The 23603-nt window shown below is 32.0% G+C and carries 28 protein-coding genes and 2 pseudogenes; 8 read left to right on the forward strand and 22 right to left on the reverse strand.

Translation table 11 applies throughout. The features are described 5' to 3' along the window. The 7 genes from BM350_RS24570 to BM350_RS27760 form a co-directional block, all read right to left on the reverse strand. A partial coding sequence (locus tag BM350_RS24570) for a thiol-activated cytolysin family protein (protein ID WP_211482640.1) occupies window positions 1-476 on the reverse strand: 476 nt, incomplete at its 3' end. A gap of 698 nt (window positions 477-1174) precedes the next feature. Next, window positions 1175-1333, reverse strand: a complete 159-nt coding sequence (locus tag BM350_RS27140) for a hypothetical protein (protein ID WP_170857767.1) — start codon at window positions 1331-1333, stop codon at window positions 1175-1177. A gap of 16 nt (window positions 1334-1349) precedes the next feature. Then, window positions 1350-1610 (reverse strand): hypothetical protein, encoded by a 261-nt coding sequence (locus tag BM350_RS24580; RefSeq protein WP_139207795.1) that lies wholly within the window; start codon window positions 1608-1610, stop codon window positions 1350-1352. A 912-nt stretch (window positions 1611-2522) separates the two neighbouring features. After that, complete coding sequence (locus tag BM350_RS27930) at window positions 2523-2651, reverse strand: hypothetical protein (protein WP_280141418.1); 129 nt, start codon at window positions 2649-2651, stop codon at window positions 2523-2525. Between the two features lie 747 nt (window positions 2652-3398). Continuing rightward, entirely contained in the window at window positions 3399-3629 is a 231-nt protein-coding gene (locus BM350_RS24590) for a hypothetical protein (RefSeq protein ID WP_090920677.1), read from the reverse strand. Between the two features lie 151 nt (window positions 3630-3780). Continuing rightward, window positions 3781-4344: a DUF4352 domain-containing protein gene (locus tag BM350_RS24595; protein ID WP_090920674.1), complete on the reverse strand. Its 564-nt coding sequence runs from the start codon at window positions 4342-4344 to the stop codon at window positions 3781-3783. 74 nt (window positions 4345-4418) lie between these two features. Beyond that, on the reverse strand, window positions 4419-4694 hold the full coding sequence (locus BM350_RS27760) for a hypothetical protein (RefSeq protein WP_244548076.1): 276 nt from the start codon (window positions 4692-4694) through the stop codon (window positions 4419-4421). A gap of 411 nt (window positions 4695-5105) precedes the next feature. Here BM350_RS27760 and BM350_RS24605 point away from each other — a divergent pair, with 411 nt between their 5' ends. Beyond that, on the forward strand, window positions 5106-5777 hold the full coding sequence (locus tag BM350_RS24605; RefSeq protein ID WP_090920671.1) for a CPBP family intramembrane glutamic endopeptidase: 672 nt from the start codon (window positions 5106-5108) through the stop codon (window positions 5775-5777). A gap of 258 nt (window positions 5778-6035) precedes the next feature. Here the strand turns inward: BM350_RS24605 and BM350_RS24610 are convergent, their stop codons facing one another. Both BM350_RS24610 and BM350_RS24615 read right to left on the reverse strand, forming a co-directional pair. Beyond that, a complete protein-coding gene (locus BM350_RS24610; RefSeq protein WP_170857768.1) occupies window positions 6036-6335 on the reverse strand; it encodes a DUF4306 domain-containing protein in 300 nt (99 codons plus the stop codon). 7 nt (window positions 6336-6342) lie between these two features. Further along, window positions 6343-6774 carry a helix-turn-helix transcriptional regulator gene (locus BM350_RS24615; protein WP_090920664.1) on the reverse strand — a complete coding sequence of 144 codons (432 nt, stop codon included), beginning with the start codon at window positions 6772-6774 and terminating at the stop codon, window positions 6343-6345. A 564-nt stretch (window positions 6775-7338) separates the two neighbouring features. Between BM350_RS24615 and BM350_RS24620 the strand changes: the two genes are divergently transcribed. After that, window positions 7339-7728, forward strand: a complete 390-nt coding sequence (locus BM350_RS24620; protein WP_090920661.1) for a hypothetical protein — start codon at window positions 7339-7341, stop codon at window positions 7726-7728. 456 nt (window positions 7729-8184) lie between these two features. Here the strand turns inward: BM350_RS24620 and BM350_RS24625 are convergent, their stop codons facing one another. After that, window positions 8185-9504: an amino acid permease gene (locus tag BM350_RS24625; protein WP_090948321.1), complete on the reverse strand. Its 1320-nt coding sequence runs from the start codon at window positions 9502-9504 to the stop codon at window positions 8185-8187. 17 nt (window positions 9505-9521) lie between these two features. Then, window positions 9522-9623 (reverse strand): annotated as a pseudogene (locus tag BM350_RS26565) (IS6 family transposase); the annotation flags it as partial. 970 nt (window positions 9624-10593) lie between these two features. Between BM350_RS26565 and BM350_RS26575 the strand changes: the two are divergent. The 5 genes and pseudogenes from BM350_RS26575 to BM350_RS24640 form a co-directional block, all read left to right on the forward strand. Beyond that, window positions 10594-10771, forward strand: a pseudogene (locus BM350_RS26575) (IS4 family transposase); the annotation flags it as partial. Between the two features lie 50 nt (window positions 10772-10821). Continuing rightward, a complete protein-coding gene (locus tag BM350_RS24630) occupies window positions 10822-11784 on the forward strand; it encodes a helix-turn-helix transcriptional regulator (RefSeq protein ID WP_090920238.1) in 963 nt (320 codons plus the stop codon). 75 nt (window positions 11785-11859) lie between these two features. Next, complete coding sequence (locus tag BM350_RS24635) at window positions 11860-12492, forward strand: type 1 glutamine amidotransferase family protein (RefSeq protein ID WP_090920235.1); 633 nt, start codon at window positions 11860-11862, stop codon at window positions 12490-12492. Between the two features lie 185 nt (window positions 12493-12677). Then, window positions 12678-12827 carry a hypothetical protein gene (locus BM350_RS27145; RefSeq protein ID WP_170857769.1) on the forward strand — a complete coding sequence of 50 codons (150 nt, stop codon included), beginning with the start codon at window positions 12678-12680 and terminating at the stop codon, window positions 12825-12827. 69 nt (window positions 12828-12896) lie between these two features. Then, window positions 12897-13181 carry a hypothetical protein gene (locus BM350_RS24640; protein ID WP_090920234.1) on the forward strand — a complete coding sequence of 95 codons (285 nt, stop codon included), beginning with the start codon at window positions 12897-12899 and terminating at the stop codon, window positions 13179-13181. A 240-nt stretch (window positions 13182-13421) separates the two neighbouring features. Here BM350_RS24640 and BM350_RS24645 read toward each other — a convergent pair whose 3' ends face one another. The 11 genes from BM350_RS24645 to BM350_RS24695 all read right to left on the reverse strand — a co-directional run bounded on the left by BM350_RS24645 (window position 13422) and on the right by BM350_RS24695 (window position 23114). Further along, window positions 13422-13799 carry an immunity 22 family protein gene (locus BM350_RS24645; RefSeq protein WP_090920231.1) on the reverse strand — a complete coding sequence of 126 codons (378 nt, stop codon included), beginning with the start codon at window positions 13797-13799 and terminating at the stop codon, window positions 13422-13424. A 259-nt stretch (window positions 13800-14058) separates the two neighbouring features. Next, window positions 14059-14463, reverse strand: a complete 405-nt coding sequence (locus BM350_RS24650; protein WP_090920228.1) for an immunity 22 family protein — start codon at window positions 14461-14463, stop codon at window positions 14059-14061. Window positions 14464-14805: 342 nt separating this feature from the next. Then, window positions 14806-16809, reverse strand: coding sequence for a serine hydrolase domain-containing protein (locus BM350_RS24655; protein ID WP_090920225.1), 2004 nt, complete (start codon window positions 16807-16809; stop codon window positions 14806-14808). Window positions 16810-17085: 276 nt separating this feature from the next. Further along, window positions 17086-17589 (reverse strand): cytoplasmic protein, encoded by a 504-nt coding sequence (locus tag BM350_RS24660; RefSeq protein WP_170857770.1) that lies wholly within the window; start codon window positions 17587-17589, stop codon window positions 17086-17088. A 52-nt stretch (window positions 17590-17641) separates the two neighbouring features. Then, window positions 17642-19111: a TROVE domain-containing protein gene (locus BM350_RS24665; RefSeq protein ID WP_090920222.1), complete on the reverse strand. Its 1470-nt coding sequence runs from the start codon at window positions 19109-19111 to the stop codon at window positions 17642-17644. An 883-nt stretch (window positions 19112-19994) separates the two neighbouring features. Beyond that, on the reverse strand, window positions 19995-20204 hold the full coding sequence (locus tag BM350_RS24670) for a hypothetical protein (RefSeq protein WP_090920219.1): 210 nt from the start codon (window positions 20202-20204) through the stop codon (window positions 19995-19997). Window positions 20205-20407: 203 nt separating this feature from the next. Further along, window positions 20408-20752, reverse strand: coding sequence for a hypothetical protein (locus BM350_RS24675; protein WP_090920216.1), 345 nt, complete (start codon window positions 20750-20752; stop codon window positions 20408-20410). A 310-nt stretch (window positions 20753-21062) separates the two neighbouring features. Further along, window positions 21063-21752: an endonuclease V gene (locus tag BM350_RS24680; RefSeq protein WP_139207779.1), complete on the reverse strand. Its 690-nt coding sequence runs from the start codon at window positions 21750-21752 to the stop codon at window positions 21063-21065. A 126-nt stretch (window positions 21753-21878) separates the two neighbouring features. Next, entirely contained in the window at window positions 21879-22235 is a 357-nt protein-coding gene (locus BM350_RS24685) for an Imm3 family immunity protein (RefSeq protein ID WP_090920210.1), read from the reverse strand. A gap of 149 nt (window positions 22236-22384) precedes the next feature. Further along, window positions 22385-22876: a GNAT family N-acetyltransferase gene (locus tag BM350_RS24690; protein WP_280141419.1), complete on the reverse strand. Its 492-nt coding sequence runs from the start codon at window positions 22874-22876 to the stop codon at window positions 22385-22387. Window positions 22877-22940: 64 nt separating this feature from the next. Further along, window positions 22941-23114: a WXG100 family type VII secretion target gene (locus tag BM350_RS24695; protein ID WP_244548077.1), complete on the reverse strand. Its 174-nt coding sequence runs from the start codon at window positions 23112-23114 to the stop codon at window positions 22941-22943. A gap of 317 nt (window positions 23115-23431) precedes the next feature. Between BM350_RS24695 and BM350_RS27150 the strand changes: the two genes are divergently transcribed. Then, complete coding sequence (locus BM350_RS27150) at window positions 23432-23593, forward strand: hypothetical protein (protein ID WP_090948323.1); 162 nt, start codon at window positions 23432-23434, stop codon at window positions 23591-23593. Window positions 23594-23603 lie beyond the last annotated feature (10 nt).

Consider the following 23603-nt stretch of genomic DNA (forward strand, 5'->3'; position numbering starts at 1 on the left):
ACAGTGATTGTATTGTCTTTTCTCATGCCAGGTAAGTCTATACTAATATTCAAAGGTTTTCTCTTAGCTACTAACAAACTAGGTTGATTATCTGCAAAAGCTTTATTTGCAAGTTGTACTGCTCCTGGATAAGTACGATTAGCCACAGAATCAATAATTGAAATATCCACTGGTGAAGTTGTAAGTGATTTTTTCTCACGTTCAACCACTACAAATTTACCATTTGAATTTGTACTTTCTTTCGGAACAAAACTCTCTACTTTATCACCATTTACTGCTAGAACCTCTTGATTATTATACTTTAGATTTGCTATACCAGTATCAATGTTAATCGCTTTTTTTGCCTGATCAGCTGAATTATTTTTAGGTGTTTCAGCGAAAGAAATAGAAGAATAATTAAAAGTGCATAAACCAATTGATAAACATGCTAGTAATTTTATTCCCTTAGTATTTTTCTTGATTTTCAAAAAAATCAACCCCTTCCTTTTTTTCGTATTAAGGTATGACAATTATCTATAAATAATTGCTAAATAGTAAACTTACATAAATGCTTTTAAAAGTTCTTGAACGAATGGAAGTACTCCACCTACAAATTTTAAAATTGCCATTGCGATTGCCATATGATCTCCTCCTCTGTTGTTGTTGCTAAGATGTGATTTATCTTTATGCTCTTATTATACATTTCTATTAACACATTCTCATATGCAATATTGCATATGAGAATGTAGCAGGTTCCCTTTGTATTGTTAATAAGAGTAGCATTAATCATATTTTTCATTCGCAGATAATGGTCTTCCTGTAAAACGTAAGTAAGCAATTTGTATAGCAAACCCTAATCTATTAGCGACTCCACGTTGTTTTTTTACTTTTTTAAATTAGAAACACTCCATATTTAAACTGATTTTTGAATCATATATAGGGGTACAGCCTCATACCCATCAACTTAAGAAAAATAAACGCCCCCAAAAATGAGCCGAACTCTTATAAAGTGAAACTTTAATCAGTGGGGATTTTCTTCATCCCCCACTGATTATTAGCCCTTCCAATCGGGCTTTTACGGACAGTAATACTCCCACGAATAGCGGGATAAATAACTGTGAAAAGGTAAAATTTTTGTTATGAGAGGTTTCTCAAAATATTAGCTTGATGGGCATGAGGTGGTACCCCATAACGATCATTCACAATGCTGATCTTTTGTTTTATGCCAATTGTGTAAACCATCTTGTGTTGGTTCGCTCTGCTGCTGACAGTGTTTATCTACAATTATGTTTGTTGCTACGAAACCCGCGGCCACGCAAAACACCATGCCGATGATCACATATTTATTTTTCATATTGTCACCTCTATTTTCATATCTTTCCTTCCTTCACAAGTTGCTCATAGTAAGCGTCTATTTTGTCGCGCTGCGCTTTTGCTTGTTCTTGGCGCTGCTGCGCCGCTTCTTGTTTGTGTTGTTCCTCGGCCTGTTGCTGTGCCTCTAATTGTTGCTTGTGTAATTCCTCTTCCTGTTTTTTAGCTGCTTCACGTTGCTGTTGTTCCTGTTTAACTCGTGCCTTCTGCTGTTCATACTTGCCTAAAACTGTGTTTGTTGCTGCAAAACCTGCAGCCACGCAAAACACTATGCCTGTGGTCGTGTATTTCTTTTTCATATCGTCACCTTACCTTTTTTCAATTCCTGTATTTCCTGCATTAATAACGTTTGGTTGTATAGTAGCGTTGTCATTTGCTTAGAAACGTTGTCCAATTCCTCTAATAGGCGTACCGCCACATCGCCATCAACTTAAGATTTTAAAGTACCCCATAGTCGTCAATCTAACAAAAACAAACTACCCCAGAACGATAAAATTGAGCAACTTGTGCAAAATTTTATCGTTCTGGAGTAATTCTAAATTCTTAAGTTGATGAGCATGTCTCACCATATCAAAAAAAGAAAATTGTACGTTTAGTTACAATTTGGACACATTTTAACTGATACACTGTACGTTAAGCGCAAAGTTTGTTACAGAAAAAACAGCTTTTTGAAAAAAAAAAAAACATTATTTGTTTACATTTACATATTATTATAAAATCTGTGATATAACCTCATTAAAAATTCTATATAAATACAAGTTACATAACATAAATGTAATATAATGATAATATTAATTGAAGGATTGAGGGGAACATTATGCAAAGTTTAATAATGGTTAAATTTTACATATGGATATTCGGGATATTATTTATTACTAATACTATTGAATTTATTTCCGTACTTACCACAGATCATAAATTTGATTGGTTAAGAGCTTTTTGTGCAATTGGATTTTCCATAGTATTTATAAAAAATCTATTCGATCTTAAAAATAAAAATTATAAAACTACATAATTAATATCAAATAAAAAGCACTTTTAAAACATTAAAAAGTGCTTTTTATTTATTATAAATACCAAAGTAAACTTTTGAATAGAAGTTTACATCCAAATATCACCAAAAATGTAACTTTGCTGAATAATCTGTCTTTTCTTATTTCATCTAATTTTTACTAATTCGTTGGTTTTAAAAACTTAAATACTAATAACAAAAAACTAAATAAAATAAAAACTTGAGCATCTTGAATAGGGTTGTTATCATAACTCTCTTGTATCTCAATAATTAATTCATGTGTTTTCATTTGCTATCCCCTTTTACATATTTTCGATAAATTTATTTATCCTAAAAGTTCCTTATTTTACAAATACTGCAAATAAAGCATTCCCCATAATTTCATCCATTGTAAAAACACAACCTATTAGATATTACGAGCATCAATATAGTATATTATATGATTTCCCTGATGAAGTTAAAAATTACATTTTTGTAAGGTACATCTAATTAAATTAGAATCTTACTCTTAAATATATTGTGTTTCCTCTGTTCTTAGATATTCATAATTTAAAAGATCTATTTGAAAGTAAGTTTTTGTTTATTAGTTTACTTTCATATCTCCTAAAATATTGGCTCTACACCAAATCCCTTGATACCCTCAAAATATACAACAAAAGTATACATTCAAAATGCTGTAAATAAAGAGATAATAGAAACTATGAACAAAAAATCTTATTATTTATCTTTAAATATAAAAAAGCATCTAAATAGATGCTTTTTTAATTCCTAACAAACTTAAAAATGGCTAAAACAGAAGCGATGACAGTAACAATGTCTGCATCTTGCGTAGGATATTGATGAAATATTTCTTGAATTTGTTTATTCCATTCATAAAATTTCATTTCTCAAATTCCTCTCTATTATCATCTGTTAGTAAATATATTAAAATTATACAAAAAAAATATACTCTAGTTAACATAATCTCACTTATCAGTAGTATAAAAAAGACTAACTTATAAAATTATAAGTTAGTCTTTTTTATACAATATTACTACTAAAAGATATAATCAATTTCGACTAAATTCCATATTTCTTTAATGGATTTTCCATCTATTTTAACTTTTGTTAATATATCCTCTTCATTCCCAACTATGATTTCACTTGATTCATCATCAAATTTCCAAAATCCCCAGTCGCTAATGTAGTAACCTTCACTTTTATAAATAAAATGTATCTCCCTACCCATATTTAAGTCTTCAAGAAATTCTTTATAAGAGTACCCCATATATCCCCCTTACTTTGTAAGCTCACATAATTTCCGAAAGCGGAAGTAAATTATGTTTGTCTAAAAAGTTAACCGCTCGCTTGGAATTAGTATTGTTTATTTTTCGAATATATTCATATTAAAGAACACCTCTACCAAATTATATTTAGACTTAGTTTTTTGGTGATTGCAGCTTATCAATTTTCCAGTGTGTTTCTAGAGGGTCTAAAGAGCTTTCAATATAAAACATATATTCATCTGCGGTACCTGGTACTTCAAAAGCTATTTTCAATTCTACCGTTTCATTTGGTTTAACTTGTATATCATAAGGAGAAGGGTTTTGGTCAAGCACCTTTCCTTCATACGTCTTACCGTCTTTTTCATCTTTTAAGGTATATTTTAATTCTGATAGTCCAATCATTTGACCTCGTACATTTTTTACAGAGACATTAACAACGATAGAATCGTTGCTATCATTTAAATATGCACTTTGAACGGTGGTTAAGTAATAGCCTCCCTTAATACTCTCACCAACTAATAAAATACCTTGTTCCAAGCGGCTCATAGTTTCTTTTTCTTCAAAATTTATTAATTCTTTATTTTCATTTTTTGCAGTTGAAGATGGTTCTTCTATTGAACCATTTTCAACTGCACTATCTTTTTTATCTTGTGTGCAAGCAGCCGTAACACTGACAAATACTAGACTTAAAGTAAGTAATATGGATAATTTTCTCATAAAATTTATCCGTCTCCTTAAATTTCTTGATTTTGTGCAACTATACATATTATAAAGCAATTCTATTTATAAGCTCATTTATTTTTTCCTCTGTCAATAAGCCATTTTAAGACTCCTATTATTAATATAAGGAGCGGTATTACCTGAATAAAGAGAAATCCTCCCCAAAAATCAAGTTCAGTACTATATGGAGAGTCTGTTGCCATCACACCTATAAAAAAAGCCACTGGAATTGTGAATAGATTTACCCCTAAACTGACCATTATGAATGTTAGATTTTTATCCTTAGTTTTTGGTGAATCAGAATTGAAGAATGAGAATATTGCAATGCCGATTATAAAATACAGTATTACATAAAGCTAATTAAGATATCCCATAATATTCCTCCGTTATCCTAATTGTACCACTAACAAGGACAATCTTGTGAAAATTCGGATGAATATCGTATTCATGCAAATTTAACATAACGCATCATTATCGGGATTCAATGTATTTAGAAGACTATTAAAAGTCCTCCAAATTGTTTAACTGGAGGACTTTCGTGTTCACATAATTTTTGTTATTGAAAGTTGTTTTTATAATGGTTAGTTTGATTTAAAAGATTAATATATTTAAGATAGTTCGCTTAATAATGAACCAACTTATATTTTTGAAAGAAAATGGAAATTCTATGTTAAAATGAAGAAGCTTAGTAGAATAAGATTTTTAATAAAATTAATTGATAGAACATCTTAAACACATAGAATTTTAGGAGGGGACAAATGGAAACAAAATTAAGTGTAAAAAGTGAAAACAAAATTAGTGATATAAAACCAATTACATTGTATCTTTTCATATTTTATCTCGTTTGGACTTTTAAAGAATTATGGCTAGCAAAATATATTCATTTATTTGGAGATACTACTACAGCTTTTTTGAATGCGTTAATTAAAATTTCCATTTGGATTGTTCCAGCTTGGTTATACATAAAATATTATTTAAAGACTAATCCAATTGGCTACTTAAAAATAAATATCAATGTGAAAAAAGGATTGTTTTTTGGGGTAGTTCTTTCATTGTTACTCGGTTTATATTTTGCCTTTGAAACTTATATGTTTAATAATCAAACATTTAATCTCACATTATCTTTCGACAACTATCTTAATGCTATTCTTTTAGTAGGAATTACAGAAGAGATTGTATTTAGGGGATTAATTCTGCAAGAGATTAGTAAAAGATTATCTTTTTGGAACGCCAATCTTATTACATCCTTCTTATTTTTAGCGATACACTATCCAATCTGGATTTATAATGGGGATTTTTTTAATTTATGGAGTCAAATATATGTTTTTTTTCTTGGATTAATTTTTGGATTTGTGTTTAAAAAGACAGGTTCATTATGGTTGGTTGTTATATTGCATTCATTTCATAATTTTTTTGTTAGTATCACTTAAAACAAAAGGTACAGTATTTACTTTCTACAACTTAAATGTGCATCTTGTTTAAAAATAAAATTAAACACACTGAAAAAGCTTGGAGATTTCTCCAAGCTTTTTCATATGCTAACCTTATCATCATTCCCTTATATTTCTATTTTGCTGTATTAAATTTATAGTGAGTACTAAAAAAACAATGAATACCATATTCATATATGGTTGACATAACGTCTCAAACTCGGAATTTGAAAAAAGTGTAATATTAGTTACAAATATTTAATTTACTATGTTTTTTGGGCTATGGCGGAATTTCCTACTAATCCAAGAAATAATTATTCCAATGAGAATTAAGAAAGATAAAATACAGACAATACTTATTATTGGTTGGTATTTAAAAGCATAAATGAACTTATCAATCTCATAAATTTGTTGAGATTCAGTGGCAGTTTCAGGAGTAAAAACAATATGTTTCTTCCAATTTTCTTCAAGCATAATATACGAACCTGTCCAAGAAGTCGCAACATAAGTATAGAAAAATACAGGTAATAGGATGATAAAGATTAGTAACTGTTTCAAATGATATTCACTCCCCATTCGCTAACTCACTTAATCGTATTAAATTTTCTTGTTTATCAAATGAACTAAACCATCGATACTGTTGACTGACTAAATTCTGCTGCAATAGAAAACTCCCTTTTTTATCAATTTCCTTCCACCAGACTCTTCCGCCCATTGTTTTATTCTTTGGTCTATCTAATCCATCGTGGGCAATAGTCTCAACAACTTCTAAGGGTTCATCTCCTAAAAGTGATTGTAGAACCTCACTGTCTCTAAATAATGCACATACAGCTATTACAATTGTCCATTCTGATAATGTTCTTCCCTTCTCAATTTGAACAAGTGTCTTTTTGGAAATCCCCAAAATTTTTGACATTTTATCTTGTGAGTAGCCTTTTTCCAACCGAATGAGTCTTATTTTGTTTGAAATAAGTTCAATAATGTGCTCCTTATTCATAACAGCTTTCCTTCTTTTTAAAAAAAATTACATTTTGTATCTATTAGTGTAATTTTACACCAACCGATATTAGGAAGCAAGATTTTTCCTTTTCGTTTTAATCTTATTCACATGAGGTTAACATAACGCATCATTATCAGTAGCAAGGAAAAGGAGGATCCCTACTCTCACAAGGAATCCGCCTTTCCTTTTTTCTATGATTCTATTCATTTTTTATACATTCCTATCCTGGCGTGTGTTTCAGGGTTCCCGTTTGTTATTGGATTGGCCGAAAAACTGTATAAAATCTTGCATGCTCTTAGCGTGGGTTTTTTCCGAAATGCTGGCGGTACCTCATATAGCAATCACGTAAAATAATTGGTTATTCCCAATGCGAGCTCTTAAGTTGATGGGCATGAGGTGGTACCCCATATACACCTTGTTTACCTTTTACATATCATGGTATAATTTCAAGAGGTTGACAGCTAATCATCTATGTTCCACGCTAACGGGTTGGGAATGACAATTTATTCCCCTGCTGACGACTGACGAAGTCGAAAAGTTTTTTGAGGTTGGGGTGATCTTATGAAAAAGATAATTGGATTAAGTTTTATTCTATTTTCTGGCATCACATTATCCGGATGTTCAGCTATAGCGGAAAATTCTTTAGAAAAAACCGGAAATGGAAGTATTAAATTATTAACACCAACGATTACAACAAAAGATAATCAATTAGAATTTATGACTGAGGGAATTGATGAAAATAAAGTGACCTTTATTTTTGTTGCCAATAAAAAAGTATTTGAACAAAAAATAAAAAATGATAAATCCTACAAACTTAACATTAAGGGTATCAAAGATGCTCATAGGACGGACTACAAGCCAAAAGTTCAACTTTTGCAAACTAAAGATGATACTGAAAATGGAGACATGGTAAACTTTAAACAAGTTACATATACAGTTGAAAAAGATTAGTTTTATAGTTATTTAATTTCAATTTGATGAACAAAAATACCAATTCATTTGTAAATTGGTATTTTTTCTTTTTGGCGTACCGCCCCATCGCTATCAAGTTAAGAAATACATTCTTCCCCAAAACGAAAAAAATGAACTAAATTTCTATGGGCAACTATGAATAGAGGTTATGCATATGATTAAAAAAGGACAAACTCCTCAAAGTGAGGAGTCTGTCCAAAAACAGATATATATAAATCCAATTTGTTTTTTTACATATAGATTGCTACTATGAAAAAAAGGAACCTGCACTTGTTTGCTCTTTTTGGTTTTCGCTGCGCATGTGGCAGAATTAGGCCCTGACCAATTCTATGCATAGCCAGTTGCTCTCGCCCACCGAAAAAGAAAAGGGTTTTTATGCTAGTTTTTCAATTTGCATCTATATATCTTTTCCACTAGGAATCTTTCAATAGTGAATTAGAATAATGACTTAATACTTGCTAGGACAGTAAGTATACCTATAATAATGACAAATACATTGCTCGCTTTCCCTTTGTATTTAGTTAGTACTGGTACTTTATGGATCGCATACATTGGTAATAGACATAAGATTGCAGCAACTAACGGACCGCTAAGGGCATCAATAAGTCCAAGAATACTTGGATTTGCATACGCAACATACCAGCATGTTAATACGACAAAAGTAAGGATCATTGTCTTAACTGTTTTTTCTCCTACATCTTTTCCGCGTTTTTTACTGGACTTGATAATCATGTCACGCATTACCTCATATGCTCCTATATAATGACCAAGGAACGACTTTGTGATGGCCACAAAAGCAATGATAGGAGCTGCAATAGTGATTATAGGCGAATTAAGCTCATTCGCAAGATATGATAGGATTGACAAGTTCTCTTTTTTTGCCATTACAAGATCACCTGGAGTCAAACTCAAGGTACTGCTCCAAACAAAAAACATAACAACAGCGAATGTCATGATATAACAAGCTTTTTGTATTTGAGCACATTTGGCATCAGTAGCTTCTATTCCATAGGTAGCTCTCTGTTTCATAACAAATGATGAAATCATAGGCGAATGATTGAACGAGAATACTATGATTGGTAGTATCATCCATATCGTTCCAAAATATCCTGTTCCTGTTGAAGCAGTAGAAACACTTGAAAAACTAAGCATTGACGTATTCCACTGTGGAATCAAAGATATTGCGATAAAAAGTAGAGAAGCTATGAAAGGATATACTAGCATGCTCATTATCTTTACAGTGATATCTTGACCAAAATTTAGTATAGCTATAAGACCGATTACTAATACAAGCGATAAAATGGCCCTTGGAGGCTCCGGCATGTGCAATTGATGCACGATAAAACTACTTGCCGTATTTGTAAGTGCAACTGAATACATCAGCACGATCGTATAAATTGAGACGAAATATACTATGTTAAAAATGATACTTGCCTTATTTCCGAAATACTCTCTTATTGTACCTGTAATCCCCTCATCAGCAGAATTGGAAGCGTATATCATTTTAGCAAGCGCCCTATGTGAGTAATACATAACAGGATATGCAAGTATGGTAATTAACAGTAATGATAATAAACCACCTGAACCTGCATTAATAGGTAAAAAGAGTACTCCTGCTCCAATTGCTGTTCCAAAAAGACTCAATGCCCAGGTAGTATCCTGTTTATGCCACTTTTTAGGGTCTGGATATTTCTCATTTTTTACTGCAGTATTTTCAGCTTGAAATTCTATTTTTTTTGCAGTATTTCCATTCATATAATAATTCCTCCTTTAATCGTGGTATGAGCCAAGGATAATCCTCGTTCCCCCATCATTTCTACTACATCACGAAAACTTAAGTTGCACCGCAGGTACCAACGTACTGTTAACAACATAAGATCTGGCTGATAACGCTTCCATTTTCATGTAAATTTTCCTTCTGATCACACACCTTTTTTAGAGTAATCGTATCAGTATGTTCAATTTTAGAAGATTACTTGCAAGGTCTTTAGAATTTTTGCACCAGAACCAGGTTTGATATTTTCTCCGGAGGTAATAGATTATCTCTCGACGCCCCCATTATAACTTGTATATTTATAAGTTTAATGTTTTTTTTATTTTTAGAAAAAATGAATAAACAGAATTTTTGAATGGATAATAAATTACACTTGGCATGTAGCAATTGTGTCCATTATTTGAAGCTGTATTAGTTAGTAGACAAGCAAAAATAACACAGAGTTCCTTTGATTAACGCATTGATTATATTGGGAACTCATTATAAGAGGTCACTATATCATTCTGAGAACATTGTACGCTAAGGACTACAAATCTTTATCATTACAGTATTTTATAAAGATGAATACATATTCAGACAGATAAAAACCTAAGTTTAATTGAACATTGATTTGTTTACACACTTTATGAACATGATTATAGCTAGAAAACGTTGATATTATTGTGTTTTATCCTCTGTTCATAAACATAAGATTTTCTGAACAAGTATCTCTTAGCGTACAGCAAAAGGGGGGAATTGCGACGAAAATGTGTCCAAACGGACAGAATTCCCGGAATGATATGGTGAGGTGTATAAAAATACTTATATTTTCCTTTTTTGAAACACCTTATTTTAGACGTGACAGCTGTTGTAATAAATAATTGATGTAAATGGAAAGGAATAAATTAAGGGAATATAAAATCCCTTTAAATATTTATTATTATTTTTGTATTTATATACATTTTTCAGAAAAAAGGAACTTCTTTTCGGGGTTCCGACACATCGCTATCAAGCTAACAAAACTAAATTTCCTTAAAATAAAAAAATACGCTATTCTTTCTGTAGAACTATAGGAAAGGATGGCACTTTTTATGAATCTATCAATTTTTGACGAACTACATTGTTTCTAAAGAATTACAACGCTATATATCACCACACGTTTTAGAACAATTGGCTAGAGAAATAGGATTTGTCCAACGAAAAAGCAAATATTATGCACAAGACCTAGGAGTCCTATATGCCTGGTTAAGTAGAAGTATATCGCATACTTTATTTATAATAGATAATAAATAATAAATTTCATATAGAGGTGGATTTATATGCCTAAAATTGACAATATACTAGCAATTCTATGGATGCTTAGTTCAAGTGAAAAAATTACTGCAAAACAAATATCAGAAAAGTTAGAGATTCATATAAGGACTGTGTATCGTTATATTGATACACTTTCAACAAGTGGTGTACCTATAATTTCAGACACAGGACATAACGGTGGATACTCTTTATTGAACAATTTTATTGAAGCTCCTCTTTTTTTTGATTTTGAGGAGCAAACCTCACTATTTCACGCTGCTTCTTTTGCAGAAGAAGCCGGATATTATGGAGGTGAAGCACTAAATAGGGCTATTTCAAAGCTAAGCAAATATTCAAATCAAAAGCAGGAAACAAAGATAAACCAACATTTAACCAGTCTTGAAATAATAAGTCAATTAAGTTCCCTCTCTATGGAACCTTTCTTGAAGGAGTTGGAGCAGGCCGTAGCTGATGGATACTCTGTAAAAATTCTATACCATAAAAGTGGCGAAGAGCAATCAAAGTATAGATTGGTTAATCCGTACAGAATTATTTACTGGAATAATAAGTGGTATGTGATTGGATTTTGTCATCTTAGAAATGATATCCGTAGTTTTAGAGTAGATCGAATTGAAAGTCTAATGCTAACCGAAAATAAGTTTAACCGACCAAAAAATTTTTCAGCACGTGACTATTTTATGAAAAACCTCCTTCCAACTATAGAAGATAAGGAAGGGATTACCCCTTTGATTATTAATGGAAATACAAGAGCGTTGGGTGATATTTGCCAACATTGGTTTTTAGGACATTATTTACAAGAACGGACTTCAAATCAAGCAGTATTTCTCCTTGAAAAAAATGTAATACATACATATGTACCTTATTTACTTTTACCGTACGGTAAATCTATTCAAGTTATTGAGCCAATAAGTCTTAAGAAAAGATTTATTGAAGTTCTGTCGGAATTAATAAAATTTCATCAAGTATGATAACTTCCCTGACGTTAGCTGTCAGGGAAGTTATCTTATAATAGGCTATATCAATTATGATTGGAGTGTTATTGGATGCAAACAAAAAAAGTGTATCTTTATGTATTTAATACAATGTCAGACTGGGAATATGGATATTTAATTGCTGAACTAAACTCAGGAAGATATTTCAAAAAAGATTTAGCACCTTTACAAGTAGTTACAGTAGGAGTTAATAAAGAAATTATTACTACAATGGGAGGTCTGAGCATAAAACCAGATATTTCCCTTGATGAATGTACTCTTGAGAGTAAAGATCTTTTCATTTTACCTGGAGGGAATACTTGGAGAGAAGATATTCATCAACCTATCTTGAAAAAAATTGGCGAAGCTTTAAAGCTTGGCACTATTGTTGCCGCAATTTGTGGTGCAACTGAGGGCCTCGCGAATATGGGATACTTAGATTCTAGAAAGCATACAAGCAATCACTTAGCGTATATTAAAATGGTCTGTCCTAATTATAAAGGTGAAAAATTTCATGAGATGGGACCTGTGGTATCCGATGAGAATTTAGTTACTGCATCAGGAGTAGCTCCTCTGGAATTTGCGATGGAAGTACTGAAAAAATTAGGTGTATTTGCACCAGATACATTACATTCATGGTATAACCTAAATAAGACTCATAAACCTGAATATTTCTTCCAGTTAATGGATTCAATAAATAGATGAGCTAAAAAAATCAACTTAGCAATATTTGAGCTTGCAGGGAGGCTAATCACTGTCATCCGATAATAAACCAATAACAATACAAATATACTTAATATTCAATATTTATTTTAAACTCAGTTAAATTATCGTTGTCATAAACCGCTTTGGTTGAATATATTATCACACAACCATAAAGGCGGGATTATATGAAACGAGAACAATATCGGCAAATGGAGGAAGAAGAGTTTCCCCTTGTAGAACCGAAAGCGTATGAAAATGTGAAACAAATTGTTATTGTCGGTATTCCGGCTTTCATTGGATTATCAATTTACGGCATAATAGTGACTCTTTTTTAGTAACCAATGAATATTTCATTCAATCATGGAACAATATACACATCATATAAGAAAGGAGATGACCCTCTGGTGTATACATACAACTTATACGATGCAAAAGATTCTTTTGGCATCAGCAAATCGTATCACATTAAATGCGAAATTCCGCCCCACCGATTTAGAGCAATTATGATGGAGTTTCGCCGTAATCAAGAAATAGGAGAAAACATTAAAGAATTTATCAACTTCATGAAGCGGGAATTTGATGAAACCTTCGAACTGTTTGAGTATGACGATATTGTGCAGTACGATGCCGACCAAGAGAATAGCATGATACTGGCAAATCTGCTAGATCAGACAGATGAACATGTTTAAAAGGACTGCCCCGCAGTCCTTTTATCATGTTGATTAACATTCTCATACCTTATCTCGATCAATCGATAATGCGATATTGATCGTTCTTTCAAATATATCGGCGATTTTTAACATATATCGACCGTTCTTTAGAATATATCGGCGATTCGACATAGAATAAAGACCCTCCGACAAATTTCGTCATACAAAAAGAGACTTCCTTGTACTTTGGAGCCTCTTCATTTATTTACACAAATATTACTATTGTAGGTAACTAGTAGAAGTAACATAATCAAAATCCCCAGAAGAATTAACAAGATTCTGGTACTCAAAATTATAGATTAAAATAATGGTATTGTATGACTTATTTAAGTTAACATATTCTCTAATTTTAGGTAATATAATTTCGTCATATGAGCAGCCCTCTAACAAAACAGAGATATTATCACTCTCTTCTTCTAATACTTCTTTTTCAATAAAATCTTCATCTATTTCATTCCTATCAATATTAAAATCCACAAAAAATTTAGAAGGTATAGACTCTCCATCTTCATCGTATGTTAAATCGGCGTATTTCTCTAACTGGTTTTGTGTTTTAATATTCCCTAACCATATTGAAACCATTCCTTGCTTTTCCATAAATAACACACTCCTACTGTCATCTTAGTCCTTCTGGCAATGATGAAATACCACCTTCTACTTTATTCTTCTCATACATGTGTTATAACCCATTTGATGTATCAATAATTCATTATGTGCTTTAAGGATCTACAAATTTAATATTAAGCATTACCTTTCTTAAATCTTTCATTTTTTAAACTTGAGTTACAATTCATCACTAGAAAAAGAGCTGAAAAAATCATTAATTTTATCACGTTATAGTGACCGTATAAAATCTTTATTCATCCCATTCCTCGTATACAACTGATCCCCTATAAATTAAATTTCCACTTTTGAATTTCGTTTTATCTACCTCTCCATCGTACTCAAAATCATACAATCTGATAACAGAATTATAGCTTTCTGATAATTCTTCTCCGTAATGTTCAACAAATTGTGGTAAAATGTCCGCTTCATAAGAGGAACCACTTAAAAGCAAGGCCAAAGATGTAACGGAGTCCTCTATAAAGGTGCTTTCTAATAAATCTTGATTATAATTGATAAAGTCAAGATTAAAGTCTCTCATGAACTGAGATGGGATCCTATTTCCAACTTCATCAAACTTCATTTCAACATAGTCTTTTAGATTTTGTTTCGTTCTAAAATTTCCTATCCATAAAGACATTACGCCTGAATTTCCCATAACAACTCCCCCTATATACAAATTATAGTAGCATCCACTTTTCCCCCATAATTTTAAAATAGGGCTCACCATACTAAATGCCATTCATGTAGTCCTACTAGATAACGACTCTACCTTTAAAACTCAAATGAAAATTTTAAAAATTCAAATGATTATATTTTCAAATCATGATAGCATTCAAAATGTACTAAATATTAATAGAGAAAGGAAGCGGAAGATATTCAAAACTTGGCGTCTTTCTTACAAACATCGTGACTGTATTTTAAAACCACAAAAGGCACTTTTTTATAAGTGCCTTTCTCCGAGACTACAGTATTTTTGTTAATCTATATTTGAAGCAAATTAACTAGATAACATAACATAAAATAACAAAGCAGCTGCCTCTTGTCGTTTCATTATTTGTTTCGATAAATAATCTGCCGATCCATCTTCATTATATATAACCTCAGGTCCAACTAAACGATGACCTACAATGTTTTTGACAGACTCTATTGCCCAATCATCAGTTTCTCCCTTTAAAGTAGCGTCTGCTGGCGGTGCTTCTAGCATTTTCAAATAATGCCAAGCAATCCATGCTGCTTCTTGTCTAGTAATAGCGCGATCTGGATAAAATTGTTCCCCTTCTTTTTCGTATAAAATACCAAGTTCATATAATTTTTGAATATGGGATGCATACTGATGGCCCTTTACATCAGAAAATACAGGGTCCTTTTTTGAAGGTGGTGTAAAGTAAGCAATTTGAGATAACCAATATGAAAATTCTCCACGTGTAAGAGGGGCTTCAGGAACAAAATTTCCTTCCTTATTTGCTTTTAATATCTCATATTGGTGTAAAGGATCTATAAATTTAGCATATGGATGATTTGCCTCTACATCTTGAAATCTCTTAGGCTCACTTAATTTCACAGCTGAACTACCAGAGTTCCAGTGTATCATTTCTTTTACAGTGCCATCTGTGTGAAGTTTAAACGCCATATAATTACCTTTTTCATCTTCAAATAGTAAAGGATCTATTTGTTTTAATTCCTGTTTACCATATGCTTTATCACTTACAAATAACTTTCCTTCACTTATTTTTACATGTGTAATAAGATTTTTTACCCGCAAATCACGATAAACACCTTCAAATTTCTTTAACTCTTCTTCGCTAGGTTTTAAATACTCTGGCTTCGTTCTGTCTGGAAAATAGTGATTCATAAATTCATCAAATAATTCATAAGGAAGTGATGAGCCATCTTTATTCGTAACAACAAAAACACCTATTTTATGTTCAGGAATTAACCACATTAAAGAAGAAAATCCTGGTATATTTCCACCTTTTCCAAAAACATATTGACCATTATGACTTTGCGGTGAAAAGAATTCAAATCCATATGCCATATTTGGATATTTTGGATGTAACGCAAATTTTGTTTTTTGCATATCTTGAACAGTTTCTTTTTTTAGTATTTGTTTATTTTTAAATTTACCACCATTCAATTGAGCAATCATAAAATTGGCTACATCACTTCCTGTGGAAAACATACTTCCTTGTGGCATGTCCGTCGGTCTTGTTTCATAAAATGGGATGGCATCACCTTTTCCATCGTATCCTGTTGCAAGCTTATCTTTGATAAAATTAGTCATAACAAAACTACTATTTTGCATCTCTAAAGGGTAAAAAATATTTGAAGCCATATATTTATAAAAAGGTGTGTTTGTCAAATTTTGAACAATATATCCTTGAAGCATAGAAGCAAAATTATCATATGTGTACGTATCTCCTGGTTTTCTTACTACCGTGGGCATATTTTCTTCTACATAATCTTTAAGTTTTGTATATTCATTAGTTTGATAATGAATATCCCCTGGTCTAGGATCTACGTAATCAAAACCTGTTGTATGGGTGAGTAAATGGTTCATTGTAACTGGTTCACCCATGTTATTTTGATACTTTAATCCCCCCATATAATTTACTATATCTCTATTTAAATCGATTTTTCCTTGTTCAACTAACTGCATTACAGCACTAGCAGTAAAAACCTTTGATACTGACGCTAATCGAAAAACTGTTTTTTTGGGATCAATGGGAATATTCTGTTCTTTATTGGAAAAACCGTACCCTTTTTGAAATAGAATTTGATCATCTTTGACAACTACAATAGCTACACCAGGTGCATTTTCTGCTTTCATTTTCTCTGGAATTACTTTATTTGTGAAAGCTTCTACATCTTTAGCATGTAATGCTATAGAAGAAACTGTTTCAGCCTTTGAGTTGTTACTACCCAAAAAGACTAAAAAGAAACATAGACTTATAACTAATAAACTTCGAAAATGATTAATAATTCTATTACTTCTTCTTTCCAAATTAATTCCCCCTTTAAAACTAGATGTATTGATTATTTTCGCAGTATGCTTGATCCGGACACCACAACCATATCCTACCATTATTTATATTATTTTTCCAATTTTATACTTCTGTATCTTTATAAAAAAGTTTGATCAAATTGCTGCGAAATAGTTCTAATTGATTCATTTTCTTTAAGCACTCTACTATTTCCTACATTCTTCCTATTTATTTTTTAATAAAAAAACCTTGAAAGGCATATAGCCAATCAAGGTTTTGATGATACTGTTCATTACTTATTTATGGCTGGTGGATGGTACAAACACAATCATTTCCCCATCAGGATATGTATCCTTCCACCCACAAGGCCATCCTCCCTGTTTATATATATCAAAAATTCTTTCATAAAAATTATCTGTTTTTCCATTCACCAATCGGTTTAAAGCACACATTGTGAGATCCCCTTCAACTTCTTCATGAATATCTATGTAATCAAAGGGTAGAAAATGATTAGCGTAATTCTCATAGCCACCAAAATATTCATATAATTCTTCTTGCTGCAAAGCTAAACCTAAATGATAGACCTTTTCTATGATACTTTCTGTTTCTAGTGATTTAACATCCTCCCATACCGTATCCACTTTACTTAAGTTCTGTGACCAAGCAAAATTTTGTGCCTCATCAAAGTCATTTATTACTTGTATATTAGTAGTATTAACATTTTTATTATTAAAGATCTTACTATTATGAATAAAGTCCATTACTTCTTCTACTAAATGAATATTTTCACCAAACTTCATTTGGTGAATCACCTTCCAATCTATACTTCTGAATAAAGATGTTGTAACAAAATTATTGATAGTTTTCGATAGATGAGATAAGAGAACCTGTTCCTTCTTCGGCATAACGAATGAAGTCCAAGCTTTTTTCACTCCAACCGCCAATTAAATTTGTTTTCCCGCCTACAAATTGTTGATTACCGTAACTATTTAAATTGAAAGAGTGAACCCAAACATCAGGATTAACTTCACGGCGATATGTTTCAAGAAGAACTTGTGAAGAATTGTCTTCACATCCATCTCCGTACACTTGCTCATCAGAGAAAACAAGGATACGGTCAACTTTGATTTTGTTATCTAATAAATATTGGATAGAAAGATATAAGTTTGTTCCATATCCGTGTTTATTAACTTCTGATAAAAATGTGTTCATGTTCTCCAAGATGCCAGAACGAGTAGAAACATTCATCGCTTTAAAATCCGTTGCGAATACAGATGTAATCGAATTATCACAGAAAGAGTGTGCCATCGCCATCATAAGTGTAGCAATATCTGCACATGTAACGGTTCCATCTTTTGAGACAGAATTATATGTCATAGAGCCTGAGATATCTGCTGTCATAAATGTTGTCCCTGATACCCTTGGCATGTTTGTAACAGATGCTTCAATTGCGTCATTCAATACATCTAACAATTCACTTCCTGCTTGTGGTAATTTTTCTCGTGCTACGCGATAGGCTGAGAAAAAACGGAATGGTAATTGTTTTGATTTTTTTACTCTCTCAGGATCGCGAAGAATGTTATATACTGTATCAATATTTGCTGCACCTGAATTTGCGATATTGCGAAGATTACGAAGTAAGGCCATATACCCCACTTTCCCGCTTTCAATTAATTCTTCCCATACTTCTTTTTTGTTTCCTTTTTGAGAAAGTTGAGTTTCCCATGTATATGGTACTTGTAGTGTGTTTTCTAACAAACGCTTATAAAGTTCGTAACGTTCTGTTCCTTCTTTTGCAGATGGGCTAACTAAACGAAATACATCTTTCAATGTAACGTCTTTTCCTGTGCGATTGTATTTTGCTAATTGATATTCATCAAACGTAGCAAAGGCATCTGCCAACCCTTTTTTCAAAGAGTTTGGAATTGGATTTTTCCGGCCATATACACCTAATTGATATGCCATCATTTCTGTTACATCATCAGGTCGCTGTGCAATGCGAGAAACCGTTTGCCGAGCATATTTACGACCTTCAGGGTGGTTTGCGAGTTCCACTGCTAAGACATGTGTAACAGAACGCATGTAGAACACTTCACGTGCATACACTGCTAAATTTGCAACAAATTGAGGGTCTCTGTCCATGATTTGTTTTGCAGTAATAACTAATTCTTCACTGTTATCACCATAAAATTTTGGCTCATTAAAGAAAGATGTTAATACCATCGTAACTAATTTATCTTTATCATACATTTTATAAGCGTTTCCGCCCTCTTTTGTATACGTTTGACGGCTTCCTTGAGAAGAATGATTAAACTTTGACATTATGATCTACCCCCAGAGATTTTTTGACACTACTGGTTGAAATACAAATAAAAAAGGCAACGTATATACGTTGCTCTTTTCACTCATTCCTAACACTTCAGAACTATTGGAAACAGGAACAGTTAAACTGCTTTGACAATTTATTCAAAGAAACGGGAATCGAGCCCCGCAAACCCAGCTCCTATATGACGCTTAGCTTAGTGTTATGAATCAAAGAAAAGTACTAATTCGGTGCGGAACTTACCGCATCGATAGCGTTTCATATTAGCAAACGAAGTATGAGCTATCTACACTGCTCCTGTTATATGTAATGTTTAAAGATTTGGGAGATAAGCGAAAAGGCTCGTTACGTTGCTCTACCACTGAGCTACCTCCCAAAATTGAGAGGATGGGAATCGAACCCATGACACACGGCTTTTAATGCGAAGAAATCCTTCTCTACACTGCCCAAATCTATAAAGTATGAATTATAGATTCGAAGAAAAGGGAGATAGGCGGAAAGACTCAATATGTTGCTCTACCAAACTGAGCTACTCCCCCTATGTTTATAAAACGACGGGGGAGGCAAGGATTCGAACCTGCGACCTACCGCTTAACAGGCGAAGAAATTCTTTCCTACACTGCCCTTTTCTTTTTATTACTTATTGATTTCATTATACTCGTTAATCAAAATTTTGGCAATTATTAGCACTTCTGAAAAATCTTATCTTTTTCGTCTATTAATCTTAAAGCTTCTGTATTTCACAATTTAATTACATTAGATTGTATGAAAATAATGTGTTAGACTAACTAGCGGGTATACAAATTTTATACAGAAAATAAATAAAACCCTTGTGGTGTAATCATTTTCATTCCTTCACTAGCAGTTTTTACATAGCTAAATTTAAGAGTTTTTGATAATACCACTTATTCCTTCAAAAATAACATCTCTTAATACTTCATTATAACTTGTATATTCTCTATCAGACTTTATCTTATCAAAAACTTGTTTTATAACACCGTCAACCATAATCGTCAAACCCTCTATATCCTCTTGACTTCCCTCTTTCTTAAAAGTTTCATTTAAAATCACTAATTTTCCTTCTTCTGACATGTCTTTATTCCCCTTTAAAATTTTCAACAACTCGGCTTTAATCCAATTATTCAGCCTTCTAAATAAAGTCGTTGTAAAAAATCATTGATAATTTTTGATAACTGAGATAAGAGAACCTGTTCCTTCTTCGACATAAAAAATGCAGTCCAAACATTTTCCACTTCAACCACCGATTAATTTTTTTCTCTCCTACGAATTGTTGGTTACCGTAACTCTTTAAATTGATACTCAATAATTTGAATATCTTCTTCTAAATATCCACTTTCAGAATCATTTAAAATCTTATCTAAATGAAGTACGTTAAGCAGTTCAAGTATCTTCTTCATATTTTCAATATCATATTTTGTCAATTGTAATTTATGTCTTGTTTTTAATCTAATAATTGTTGAGACTGCTATTACACTCTCTATACTATTACAATTAACATATTCAAAAAATGATTCATAGCATATTCCTGATGCTTGTTCATATGAATATCCATTTTTCAACACCTGACTATAAAAGCTATCAGTAATTAAAAATTTAAGTTCAAAGAAATTAACATCCATCCCTTTCACTACCCCTAGTCTTGTAAATTATTTCAATATCTATATTCGGATATCTTTTTTGAATTGCTGAGTTATGCTTCTACAGTTAGATCAACAGGCTAAATCTGTATACACTCTTTCCACTAGTGTTTACATCGTTTCCTAACTTTTTTCGACATATAAGTCGCTGCTATACGGAATACCCCCTGACCGCTTCTATGCATGGCCAGATGCTCTCGCCCGCCTAAAAAGAAAGAGGATTTTTATGTCGATTTTTCAATTTTTATCTATATAGGAAAGATTCTTTCTTTATTAAATTTTTAAACCATACTTACCTTGAAAGTTCCTCTCTTCTTACTTCATGAGTAGCTAAATCTGCGTATCTTGTTGTAATAGGTAAACGACTATTTTTTTCTACAAAATGCAAAACGACATGGGTAGCAGTATCTAAATCAATCCAATTACCACAAGAAACAAAAATTGGTTTTACATTTTCTCTAGTTCTTAGCGTTCTTCCATAAACTTCTTCATTTACAACGATTTCAGTATACGAACCTAACTCATTTTCAGGTTCAATAAAATCAACATTATTTATTTTTAAATACGTTTTGGCTACTCCAATCGTTGGCTTTTTTAAATAGAAAGACGCATGCGTTGCGATCCCCATATGACGATTATGTAAATAACCATTTCCATCAAACATATATAAGTCTGGAAAATTTTTTAATTTTTTAACTGTATCAATCACTAATGGTAATTCCCTAAATGCTAGATAACCAGAAATATAAGGAAACTCAATTTTGTCTATATGATGAACTTCTTCAATAATTGCCTTTGTAAGATAATCAAACACAACAATGCAGCAGACTCCATAGTCAATTCCCTCATTAGACCAATAAGCAATATCTATTCCCGCTACTAATTTTATATCCGTTAGTTTAAATGTATTTTTCAAAGAAATGTTACTTGATAATTGTTTTTGCAGCTTCTCTAGCTCATTTATATCGTGTTTTTTCATCATTTTTCACCCAAACTTTTCATATAATCCAAATCTTTATTTAGTTAGCTTTTTTTCTTCAATAATTTGACTATTTTTATCGCAAATCCTATACTGTATTTCTACTTTTGAGAAGCAGTTTCTCAAAAACTATCCAGCATATGGATTATAATCAATTTCTACTTTTTTTAGACCTTCCAATACTTTTTTTATTCTATTAGATAAATCTGCAATTTCCTCTTTAGTTAACTCCTTTTTCGCATCTAACGGGTTAAACATACTTAAACACTTTGTTATCCTTTCAGCAGTACCAACGAAAACTTTGTCATGAGTAATTAAAATCTCTCCTATAGCAGTATCCCTCACAACGTCTTCTATCTTACCTAAATTCCAGTATTCATCGACCAGTCTTGCTATTGCATCTCTGTATCCTCTATTTAAACTTAAAAAATCATTATAGTCCTCTTTGATTGCTTCAAATAATTCGTTGTATTCCCAGTATTCCACTGAATCCCTCTCCATCAGAAAATATTATGGCTTAATCCTATGTTGTAATCTTAAAATAAAAAAACACTTGTTGCCCATAAAAGACCATCAAGTGCTTTTTATTTACTTATATGAGAACACCTTGGTTTTTGTTGATTCCCGTATCAATATTAGTTAGTTGGTGGTGCTTCAATGGCGTATACCCCTTGCTCAGCACCAAATCTGTGATATGTTTGAACTAGTTTCATATGTAACCTTTCCAAAAGATTACGAGAAGGTGTGTTAGCCATTTGAGTTACTGCAATTATCTTTGGTAATTTTAATTCAGTAAAAGCATAATTTATTACTGCTTCTACTACTTCGGTTGCATAACCGCTCCCCCACCATTGTGGTAGAAATTGATAAGACACTTCAATATCATTTCCAATATGATGAGGGTCAAGAGATACTATACCCATGAACTCATTTGTTTGCTTTTCCCTAACTACCCAGTACCAACAATTCGTACCTGGGTTTAACATATTATTTAAAACATCTTTCATTGTGTCTTCTTTACGGGGGCCTCCAAGATATTTTCTTACTTCCTGATTCATGTATAATTCCTTCATATTTTTATAATCTGACTCGTGAATTTTATCAAGAAGGCAGCGTTTAATTTCAATTAAACAATCACCTCATTTTCCAAATAAATAGAATAATCACAATAATTATATCGTACAATATATGTTATTTCCATTTTGAGAAAAACTCATCGAAAAATCGTTGTCGTGCTATCCCTTCCCAAGACATCTGTAATTCGAACGTGACTTGTAAAAGTTCTCGAATTACTCTTTCCATAGCTTCTCTGTTTCGTGATATGAAATCCGCAGCTGCTTCTAATTTATCCGGATCAACACGCACTTGTCCCAATTTATTTCCTCCCTCCATCTTTATGTATAAAACTTCCAGAACAAGTATAGCAAATTTATAGAGTTAGTACGGGAACAATCCGTAAATGTATACTTTTACGAATGTCTCAAAAACTATGTCCCTGATACGTACACTTATAAATCATCAAAAATTGGAATAAAATAACTTTATCAACAAATGTTATAGATAAATATGGTAAAATATACATAGAGTAACAGCTCAAAAAGTAAAATGGTGATTCAAGTTAAAAAAGTACTCATGTGGGTGCTTTTTTTCTCTGTCTTACATACACAAAAGGGGATTTCATCATGAATATTATTGACTTAGAACTAGTACGAAAGAGAAAAATAAAGGAAAATAAAATGATTACAATACCCATTATTGAACGGGTTTTTGAAGTAAATGGAGAAATTCAGTTTGAAGTAGCTGGTGAAAAAAAAATTCCTATTGCTTGGCTAGAAAAGGAATAGATACTTCTGT

It is taken from the genome of Bacillus sp. 103mf, assembly GCF_900116295.1.
Lineage (GTDB): Bacteria > Bacillota > Bacilli > Bacillales > Bacillaceae_G > Bacillus_A > Bacillus_A bruguierae.